The organism is Thalassolituus sp. UBA6592, assembly GCF_002433655.1.
Lineage (GTDB): Bacteria > Pseudomonadota > Gammaproteobacteria > Pseudomonadales > Oceanobacteraceae > Venatoribacter.
In genome coordinates, this window is the sequence record NZ_DJIO01000152.1 from 1 (window position 1) to 7,619 (window position 7,619).

Annotated in this window: 5 protein-coding genes; 4 read left to right on the forward strand and 1 reads right to left on the reverse strand. The window is 53.1% G+C overall.

Features of this window, described 5'->3' with window-relative positions; all coding sequences use genetic code 11:
• Window positions 1–384: 384 nt before the first annotated feature.
• A complete protein-coding gene (locus tag B2Z72_RS15300) occupies window positions 385–1,308 on the reverse strand; it encodes a histone deacetylase family protein (protein ID WP_296982564.1) in 924 nt (307 codons plus the stop codon).
• 220 nt (window positions 1,309–1,528) lie between these two features.
• Between B2Z72_RS15300 and B2Z72_RS15305 the strand changes: the two genes are divergently transcribed.
• The 4 genes from B2Z72_RS15305 (at window position 1,529) to pgsA (ending at window position 7,503) form a co-directional block, all read left to right on the forward strand.
• Window positions 1,529–4,243 (forward strand): GNAT family N-acetyltransferase, encoded by a 2,715-nt coding sequence (locus B2Z72_RS15305; protein WP_296982563.1) that lies wholly within the window; start codon window positions 1,529–1,531, stop codon window positions 4,241–4,243.
• Between the two features lie 231 nt (window positions 4,244–4,474).
• Complete coding sequence (gene uvrY / locus B2Z72_RS15310; protein ID WP_297005228.1) at window positions 4,475–5,122, forward strand: UvrY/SirA/GacA family response regulator transcription factor; 648 nt, start codon at window positions 4,475–4,477, stop codon at window positions 5,120–5,122.
• A gap of 2 nt (window positions 5,123–5,124) precedes the next feature.
• A complete protein-coding gene (gene uvrC / locus B2Z72_RS15315; RefSeq protein ID WP_296985874.1) occupies window positions 5,125–6,945 on the forward strand; it encodes an excinuclease ABC subunit UvrC in 1,821 nt (606 codons plus the stop codon).
• A 15-nt stretch (window positions 6,946–6,960) separates the two neighbouring features.
• The gene (pgsA, locus tag B2Z72_RS15320) at window positions 6,961–7,503 is read left to right on the forward strand and encodes a CDP-diacylglycerol--glycerol-3-phosphate 3-phosphatidyltransferase (RefSeq protein WP_296985876.1); all 543 of its coding nucleotides are present in this window, start codon (window positions 6,961–6,963) and stop codon (window positions 7,501–7,503) included.
• The last annotated feature ends 116 nt before the right edge of the window (window positions 7,504–7,619 follow it).

Genomic DNA, 7,619 nt, shown 5'->3' on the forward strand with positions numbered 1-7,619 from the left:
TTTCACGCTTAAATGCGTTGAACCTTTTTTTATACGTGTTTTTCGCCGTAAAGAAGCGTGTAAATGTCAGTGGTGCGGGGAAATGCATGGCTGGAGCGCCGCACTTTTGTGGTTACATTCCGTGTAGTGCCAGTCCGATAGCGGTAAGACTGCAGCAGCTGAGAAGTGTGATAGCAGCCCATTCAGTTGCAATCAGCAGGGATAACTTCTGCTGTCTGCCGGTAAACGTTGGCCGCCACAGGCTGAGTGGGTCTTTGTGCTTTATTTGCGGGAGTCGCCTGAAGTTCATGCTGCGCAGCCGGGGATTATGGTTTGTCGCCATAATGCCCCTGGCGCGATGTAGTGAATGTGGTTTTTGTGTTATCTGCTGTGGCTGAAATGTAATCAGGCCTTCAGCATTTCACCGATAAAGGCGCTCACTGAGCGGCCCAGGGCGTTGAGGTCGTAGCCCCCTTCAAGAATGGCTACCCATGGAATGTTGCGGCTTTTGGCGTATTCCGTGATCCACTCGCCCAGCCAGCGGTAGTCATCATCATCCAGGCACAGTTCCGCCATGGGATCGTCTTTGTGGCCGTCAAAGCCTGCGGATACAACGATGACCTCAGGGGCAAAACCGCGCAGTCGTTTCATCCAGCCTTCGGTTATTTTTTCACGGAAGGTTTCGCTTCCTGTGCCGGCATCCAGATAGACATTGATGAGGTTGTTGTATTTCGCTTCTTCGTGATGGGTGTACGGATAGAAGGGGTGCTGAAAAGCAGAAAAGATCAGAAAACGCTGATCATTCTGCAGGATGTCGACGGTACCGTTACCCTGGTGAGCGTCGAAATCGAGAATGGCAACACGCTGGGCGTGGTGCACTTCGGCAGCGCGCAGGGCAGTGATGGCTACGTTATTGAAAAAGCAGAAACCCATGCTTTTTTTGTGTTCCGCGTGGTGACCAGGCGGCCGCACAGATACAAAAGCGTTGTCGTACGTGCCGTTTATGACATCGTCCAGGGCTAATGTGCTGGTTCCGACGGAATACAGAGCTGCATCAAAACTGCCCGAGGACATCGGCGTATCCTCGTCGACATAGATATGCCCCTGCTTGGGTTGGATCATTTCCAGTTGTTCGACGTAGCCATGACTGTGGGCGCGGAGAATGTCCGGCTTATTGGCGGTCTGGCCATTCACGACCGTCAGCTTTTCCAGGATGCCACGGGACTTCAGCTGATGCTCAATGGCGACGATGCGCATTGCATGCTCGGGATGATCATCTCCGGTATCGTGCGCAAAGTGGTGCTGAAAGGTGTAGTAGGCAGTGGTCATGTCGACTATGTTTACCTGAAAATGCGGTTTGAGAGGGCAGTGTATCCGCGCGACTGCGGATCGCCAACCGCTAAGGTGGCAGCCTTCAACTAATGGAGTATGACCACCGGGTAATGCGTATAGGTTCACTTTTATTCCCTATGGGGGTTAAAAGTCTTAATTAATCAGGCTATAAACAGATCATCGACAGGCATCCGCCTGCCAGGGTAAGGAATTTTTCATGGGCACGCGCTCGCTCGAGTTGTTTTTTCAACCGAAATCCATCGCCGTCATCGGGGCGTCAGAACGTCCGGGGAATCTCGGCGGAGCAATTGTGCGTAATCTGCTTAACGGTGAGTATCCGGGGCTGATTATTCCGGTTAACACCCGCGGCTATAAAGAAGTGTATGGCGTACCGGCTATCAGCCGGATCAGCCAGCTTGATGCGCCGGTGGATCTGGCCATTATCTGTACGCCCGCAGAAACCGTTCCAAAAATCATTAAACAGTTGCACGCCAAAGGTGTTGATGCGGCCATGCTGCTGACCGGTGGTATTGCCCGCACGCGTTCCTGGCAGTTCCGGCCATCCTCGGAGAGACTGAATCAGGTCATTCAGCAGACGCGCATGCGCATCATGGGGCCGGACTGTCTCGGTATTGTTATTCCGGTACGTAAAATCAACGCCAGCTTTCTGCATGTACCTGTGCGCACCGGGCATATCGCCTACGTCGGTCAGTCCGGGACTCTGGCGTCCGGGGTTATGGACTGGGCATTCAGCCGCCGCATCGGATTCTCTCACGTACTGACACTGGGCAAGAGTCAGGATGTCACTCTGCCGGACGTCATTGACTACATCGTAAAAGAACCACCGGTCAGAACGTTGTTGATTCAGCTGGATGAGTTTGGGTCAGGTAAGGCGCTTATCCGCGCACTGCGTGCGGCCTCCCGTCACAAGCTGGTGCTGGCCGTTAAGAGCAACCGTTTTCAGGAAAACCCCCTTAATCGCATTGCTACCCCTAAGGGTCTTGGGTCCCGTGACGCACTGGTTGATGAAACGCTGGCCCGCGCCGGTGTTCTGCGTGTGTCTGCGACCGACGAGCTGTTTGACTGCGTTGACGCCCTCAGTCAGCGCCGTGAAGCTTTTGGTCCGCGTCTGGCTATCGTTGCTAACGGGCGCGGCCCGGCCATCCTCGCTATGGATCGGCTGCTGCACGATCGTGGTGTATTGGCGAAATTGTCGGAAGATACCCGTACGCATCTGCGCGGCCTGCTGCCGGAATACCTGCGTACCGACAACCCGATTTTGCTTAACCCGGAACTGAACCCTCAGCAACTGGCTGCGGTTACACAGACACTGCTGCGCGATAAGCAGGTGGACGCCATTCTGGTGATTTATATTCCCGGGCTGCAGTCTGATCCGCTGGCTAACGCCGAAGCTCTTGTAAAAGTGGCAAAAACCAGCAATAAAACCATCCTGACCAGTTGGATGGGTGAGTATTCGGTTGAGGATTCACGTGACTGTTTCGATCAGAACGGCATCCCGACTTTCGATACTCCGGATAATGCCATCAAGTCTTATATGTACATGGTGCAGCACCAGCGTACTCAGGATCTGTTGCGTGAAACACCAGAAAGTCTCGAGATTCCGATTTCATCTGCCTATCACGAGGTTGATAAAGATATTCTGGCCATTCACCGTCCGGGGGATTACCTGCTGCCGACCCACGCCTGGGAGCTGCTGAAAGCCTATGGCTTCTCCTGTGCTCAGGCGATGTATCGCACCAGTCTCGCAGACCTTATGGCTGAGTCGGACTCCGTCGCAGGGCCATGGGTGTTGCGTGTTCATCACCGCGATTACCTGTATCCCTTTGCCTATGGTGACAATCCCCGCGAGCGTCTGCGCTCGGTGGCCCGTGATCTGCGCTCACTGGAAGCGGTGGAAGAGGCTGCCGGCGAGCTGGAGCAGCAGATCCATAAGGCGTTCCCGCAGAGTCCGGTGCTGGGTTATACCCTGCAGACCATGCATCGCGCACTGGACAATCTGCAGTTCTCATTCGGTATCGGTCGGGATTCGGAAATTGGCCCTTACCTGTTCTTTGGTGGTGGCGGTTCCACGGCTGATATTCTGGTGGATCGTCAGGTGGCGCTGCCGCCACTGAACGCCAATCTGGCAGAAAAACTGATCAAGCGCAGTCATTTCTACGAAGTACTGACAGAGCGTTCGGAAAATCTGGAGCGTGAACTGGTCACACTGGAACGCTGGCTGGTTGCGCTGTCGCACATGGCGCTGAATCATCCGTGGCTGGCCGGACTGGAGGTGAACGCCATTCGTCGCCAGGTGGGTCATTACATGATCATTGGTCTGGCTGGCGAAGTCGGTCACGCCATGAAGAGTGCCATTCTGCCGTACCCGAAAGAGCTGGAAGACAGTTATGAAAGCCGCAATGGTCATCAATACGATGTGCGGCCAATCCGTGGCGAAGATGAGCCTCTGCTGGAGGATTTTTACAGCCGCCTCAGTGCTGAGTCACTGCGCCTGCGCTTTTTCTCGGCGCGTCGTCAGTTTGATCATCGCGAGCTTGCTCGCTTTACGCAGATTGATTACGACCGGGAAATGGCGTTTGTCGCTTTGAGAGAAGGCGTTCTGTACGGAGTTGTGCGAGTATGGATTGACGCGGATGATGTTGCCGCTGAATTCTCGGTGATTATCGATGATAACTGCCGCGGCGAGGGTCTTGGTCTGCGCTTGATGCAGGGCATCATTGAATACCTCCGTGACCGGGGTGTGCTGCAGATTTTCGGTTCAGTACTACCACACAATACCGGCATGCTGAAACTGGCCAAAAGATTGGGATTCAGCCAAAAACACAACCTTGATGAAGGTGTCGTCGAGGTAGGTATGAATCTGAATCCGATGAAATATGCCTGGCAGCGAAAACGAATGGTTCAGCTCTGAAGCGTTTGCTATATTCCGGGCATAGAAGAATAATGCTGGCACTATGGTGCGTTTAAAATGGCACCATATGAAATGGCGCGTTTAAAATGGCAGAGGGCAGTCGATCCGGGGTTTCGGATTCGGGTGTTCTGCTCAGGATAAACAGCACCGTGCTACGCGGGGCCGCACAGATGATGTTCTGATGTGGGCCCGGCAGTGAGTTGCCGGATCTGAGAGTTAAAGGGTAGTTTTTTGATTAAAGTATTGGTTGTTGATGACCATGAGCTTGTTCGTTCGGGAATATCCCGACTGCTCTCTGACGCGAAAGGGATTGAAGTGGTAGGAGAAGCTGAAAGCGGAGAAGAAGCTGTTCAGTTTGCCAAAGAGTACGAGCCGGATATCGTACTGATGGATATCCGTATGCCTGGCATTGGCGGGCTCGAGGCTACCCGTAAGATTATCCGGCAGAATGAAGAAATTCAGGTGATTGCCGTCACGGCCTGTGACGATAACCCTTACGCTTCACGTTTACTGCAGGCCGGCGCCTCCGGCTACATCACTAAAGGCGCAGACGCTGAAGAAATGGTCAATGCCATTCTTAAAGTGAAGAGCGGGCAGAAGTACATCAGTCCGGAAATTGCCCAGCGAATGGCCCTCAAGCCGTTCCAGCAGGATCAGGCTTCGCCGTTTGATGAACTGTCTGAGCGTGAGATGCAGATCGCATTGATGATTGTTGGCTGTCAGAAAGTCTCAGAAATCAGTGAAAAACTGTTCCTCAGCCCTAAAACTGTTAACAGCTATCGCTATCGGATCTTTGAAAAGCTGAACATCGACAGCGACGTTCAGCTGACCCATCTGGCTGTTCGCTATGGGCTGGTAGACCCGGCTGCTGCAAGTTAAAAATGTCCGATTTTGACATCAAATCCTTTCTTAAAACCCTGACGCAGCGCGCCGGGGTTTACCGTATGTTTGCTGCCGATGGTGAACTGCTCTATGTCGGCAAGGCAAAGAACCTCAAGAATCGTGTATCCAGTTACTTCCGTGCCCGTGGCCTTAACAGTAAAACGGTAGCGCTGGTCAGTCACATTCATCATATTGAAGTGACGGTTACCGCCAGCGAGGCCGAGGCGCTGCTGCTTGAACAGACGCTGATCAAACAGCACCGGCCGCAATACAATATTCTGCTGAAAGACGATAAATCCTATCCGTATCTGCATTTATCGGATCACGAATATCCTTTACTCGCCTACCGGCGTGGCAAACGGCGGAAAAGCGGACGCTATTTTGGTCCCTACCCGAATTCCACAGCTGTGCGTGAAACCCTCAATTATCTGCAACGGCTGTTTCTGTTGCGCAATTGCGAAGACAGCTACTTCCGTCATCGCAGCAGGCCGTGCCTGCAATATGAAATCAAACGTTGTTCCGGCCCCTGTGTTGGTCATATCAGCCAGGCTGATTATTCCGACAGCGTACGTCAGGCTACTTTGTTTCTTGAGGGTAAGAGCGCCGAGCTGCTACGTGAACTGCAGCAGCGAATGGTCAGTGCGTCGGAACAGCTCGAATTCGAGCAGGCTGCTGAATACCGTGATCAGATTGATCTGATGCGGCAGATTCAGGAAAAACAGTTTGTCGATGCAGGTCAGGGGGATGCTGATGTCTGGGCATTTACTGACTGGAAGAATATCCTCTGCATTCATCGGCTGGCGTTCCGTCAGGGGCGTTTGGTTGGCAGCAAGAATTATTACCCGGAAAACCAGGCCGGCGATACGGATGAAGATTTTTTGCTGGGGTTTATGGCGCAGTTTTATCTTTCAGATCATGCGCAGGAAGGACTGCCGAAAGACATTATTGCCAAACTGGACAGCGAGAAGATTCAGCCATTGTTAGAGGCAGTCCGCATCAGTCAGGGGCGTCGCATTAATCACAGCGCTGGCGCCCGCGGTAACAACCGCAAATGGCTGCATATGGCAGAAGAAAATGCCCGCACTGGAGCCCAGGCCTACCTGTCCGGTCGGCAGAATAATGAACTCAAGCTGGAGCAGGTTGCGGAGCTTCTCGGGCTTCCGACAGCGCCGGCGCGAATAGAGTGTTTCGATATCAGTCATTCCCAAGGCGAAGCAACCTACGCATCCTGTGTGGTCTTCGGTCACGAGGGGCTGCTGAAGGAAAGGTATCGGCGCTTTTCCATTCGTGATGTTCAGGCGGGCGATGATTACGCAGCACTTGAGCAGGCAGTACGCCGGCATTTTACCCGCATGCAGGAACAGAACGACCTTCCGGGCCTGCTGTTGATTGATGGTGGAAAAGGCCAGGTAAACCGCATTGAAGCGCTGCTCGAAGAAATGCAGATCAGCAGTGTTGCGCTGTTCGGTATATCCAAAGGCGAAACACGGAAGTCCGGCTGGGAGTTTCTGTGGGAGGCGGGCAGTACGCGCCCTATAATGCCTGACGCTCATAATGACGGATTTCGCCTGCTGCAGTGGGTAAGGGATGAGGCCCACCGCTTCGCCATTACCGGGCACCGTAAAGCCCGGGCGAAAAGCAGAGGTCAAAGTGGTCTGGAAGCGCTGAGCGGCGTTGGTCCTAAACGTCGCAAAGAGCTGCTGCTGCACTTTGGCAGCCTGAAAAACATGCGCAGTGCGCCTAAAGAGGAACTGGAAAAGGTTCCTGGAATCAGTAAAAAACTCGCTGAACAGATATTTATTCAGCTACATGGCGAGTAACGGAGAAAGCAGTATATGAATTTGCCCAACATTCTGACTCTGAGCCGGATCGTTATGATCCCTCTGATGGTTGTCAGCTTCTATTGGTTTGGTGCACAGGGCAAAGTGGTTGCAGCCGGGCTTTTTGCCGTTGCCGCGGTCACGGACTGGTTTGATGGCTATCTGGCCCGCAAACTGAACCAGACGACACCTTTAGGGGCATTTCTTGATCCAGTGGCCGATAAACTTATCGTAGCCGTTGCACTGGTGTTGCTGGTAGAGCATTTTTCGACCATCTGGCTTACGCTGCCTGCGGCCATTATCGTTGGCCGGGAGATCGTTATTTCGGCATTACGCGAATGGATGGCGGAGCTGGGTAAGCGTGCCAATATCGCCGTGAGCTATATCGGCAAAGTAAAGACAGCGGCACAGATGGGATCGATTACTGTGTTGATGGGCGGTGAAGATTTCCCTTGGATAGTCGATCTCGGGTACATCGCACTCTATGTTGCGGCGGTACTGACCATCTGGTCGATGACTGTGTATCTTAAAGCTGCATGGCCGGACCTGCGCTCCTGAATCGCATCTGGCTCAGACTTCTGAGCTAAGTGCTTAAAATGTAAGAAAAAACACTTGACTCTTTTGCTGCTCAGTATAGAATGCGCAGCACTTAACGCGGGAATAGCTCAGTTGGT

Excerpts from the sequence above, each read along its gene's own strand:
- B2Z72_RS15300 (WP_296982564.1), bottom strand. The coding sequence starts at position 1,308 with ATGACCACTGCCTACTACACCTTTCAGCACCACTTTGCGCACGATACC.
- B2Z72_RS15305 (WP_296982563.1), top strand. The coding sequence starts at position 1,529 with ATGGGCACGCGCTCGCTCGAGTTGTTTTTTCAACCGAAATCCATCGCC.
- uvrC (WP_296985874.1), top strand. The coding sequence starts at position 5,125 with ATGTCCGATTTTGACATCAAATCCTTTCTTAAAACCCTGACGCAGCGC.
- pgsA (WP_296985876.1), top strand. The coding sequence starts at position 6,961 with ATGAATTTGCCCAACATTCTGACTCTGAGCCGGATCGTTATGATCCCT.